General features: G+C 69.1%; 2 protein-coding genes. One reads left to right on the forward strand and one right to left on the reverse strand.

Annotated features, from left to right (window positions below; genetic code table 11):
• Window positions 1-175: 175 nt before the first annotated feature.
• Window positions 176-1,096 carry a helix-turn-helix transcriptional regulator gene (locus ACIQU6_RS44410; RefSeq protein WP_403488385.1) on the reverse strand — a complete coding sequence of 307 codons (921 nt, stop codon included), beginning with the start codon at window positions 1,094-1,096 and terminating at the stop codon, window positions 176-178.
• A gap of 220 nt (window positions 1,097-1,316) precedes the next feature.
• Here ACIQU6_RS44410 and ACIQU6_RS44415 point away from each other — a divergent pair.
• A partial coding sequence (locus tag ACIQU6_RS44415) for an MFS transporter (protein WP_403488387.1) occupies window positions 1,317-2,241 on the forward strand: 925 nt, incomplete at its 3' end.

The raw sequence follows: 2,241 nt of genomic DNA on the forward strand, positions 1-2,241 counted from the left end.
CCCCAGCCCTCCGGTCAGCCCTGGCCGCCCACATCCACGACGTGACACAACGCCCCGCACCACCAGAACACTGAGCACCCCCGGACCCGCGCCCGTATCCTCCAGGTCACGCTGACCTATGCGAAGCCCGATGTCGTCTGCCATGGAAACGTCAGTGGTTCTGACATGTGGAGCGTCAGTCCGGGCGTATCGCGCTACCGGGCCTGGCGGTGTCCGGCCCGTTGCTGCCGTGGGTGGCGTCGGGTGTGCTCCAGCTGGCGAGAAGGGTGAGGGCCTGGGCGGAGGTGGAGCCGGGTTCGGCGGTGTAGAGGCACATGGTCTGGTCCGGGTCGGCGGGGAAGGCCAGGGGCTCATGGTGCAGGGCGATCTCACCGACCACGGGGTGGTGGAAGTGCTGTGTGCCGGGGAGGCACTGGGCCACGCGGTGGCTGTCCCACCAGGTGCCGAACTCCGGCACTTTGACGACAGCCTCGCCGATCAGTTCGTTGAGCAGGGCGTCGTCGGGGTGGCGGCCGGTTGCGAGGCGCAGATTGGCCACGGCGGTCTGCGCGACCTCGTCCCAGTTGCGGTACAGCGTGCGGGCGGCAGGATCCAGGAGGACGTAGCGAGCGAAGTTGCGCTGCCGATGGGGCAGAGTGTCCCAGTCGGTGATCAGGGCTCGGGCCAGTTGGTTGGCGGCCAGGACATCCTGGCGGTGGTTGGTAACGAAGGCCGGTGAGACGGCGCCCAGGATGTCCAGCATCTGGCGGACGTCCGGGCGCACACGCTGCACGCGCGGCCGGGCGCTCGGGGAGCGGGCGGTGCGGGTGCGGGCGGTGCGGGTGCGGGCGAGGTCGAAGAGGTGGGCGCGTTCGTCGTCGTCCAGGCGCAGGGCGCGGGCTATGGCGTCCAGGACGGTCTGGGAGACGTTGGGGTGGCGGCCCTGTTCGAGCCGGGTGTAGTAGTCCGTGCTCACGCCGGCCAGGTGCGCGACCTCCTCGCGGCGCAGGCCCGGGACCCGGCGGATACTGCCGAGCGGGTGCAGGCCGGCCTCCTGCGGGCTCAGACGGGCCCGGCGCGTACGGAGGAAGTCTCCCAGTTCGGCGTTCTGCTTCATTTCTTCAGTATTCGCCTGCGGGGGGTGGGACGACGGGTGAAGGGTGGCCCAGCTGGACCCAGGCTCGGCTGGGCCACTTTTGCCGGCTGGTCCGGTTTCTTGTCGGGTGAACCTGGAGAGCACGGCCGTCCCTAAAAGAGCAGGCGGCCCGGCAGGCCGCTTGCCCAGGGCCTGCGGCACCCCACTCACCCAGGTGACGCCCTTGAGGAGCACCCCCGTCATGCCTCTTATCGTCTATGTCCTCGGCTTCGGCACGTTCGCCCTGGGCACCTCGGAGTTCATGCTCTCCGGGCTGCTTCCCTCACTCGCTGGCGATCTGGAGGTCTCCCTGTCCCGGGCGGGACTGCTGATCTCGGCGTTCGCCCTCGGCATGGTCATCGGCGCACCACTGATGACCCTGGCCACCTTGAAGCTGCCACGCCGCGCAGCGCTTGTCGGTTTCCCGATGGTGTTCGTCGCCGGGCACGCGGCCGCAGCGCTCGTTCCGCACTTCGGCTTCCTAATGGCCACGCGTGTGATCACGGGCATGGCATGCGCCGGCTTCTGGGCACTGGCCTCGGTCACCGCGGTCTCGCTCGTTCCCGCCGATCGGCGGGGGAAGGCAATGTCCGTGGTGGTGTCCGGGGCGAGCCTGTCCATGATCATTGGCGTTCCGGGCGGCACCCTGCTGACGCAACACGCCAGCTGGCAGGCAGCATTCTGGGCAGTGGCCGCGATGGCTGCACTGTCCGCCATCGCCGTGCTGGCCGCCCTGCCCGGCGGGCACGACACCGGCGCACCGCAGCTGAGGCTGCGCACCGAACTGCGCTCCCTGGCCGTGCCCCGACTGTGGGTCGCCTACGCCACCACCGCGCTGACGATGTCTGCCACCATCGCCATCTTCTCCTACCTCGGTGCCCTCCTGCAGGACGTCACGGGCATCTCCGAGGGCCTGGTCCCGGTGGTGCTCGGCCTGTACGGCATCGGGGCGCTGGCGGGTCTCACGGTGGGCGGCCGCATCGCTGACCGGGCGCCGTTCGGTGTGTTGCTGATCGGCATGGGTGCGGTCGCCCTTACGGGTCGCCCCACGATTGATGATCTTGCTCACGGTTGGGGACATGGAGTGGTTTCTATGAGTTGTCTGGGTTGTGATGACTCATCAGGCT

The organism is Streptomyces sp. NPDC090442, assembly GCF_044769405.1.
Classification (GTDB): Bacteria; Actinomycetota; Actinomycetes; order Streptomycetales; family Streptomycetaceae; genus Streptomyces.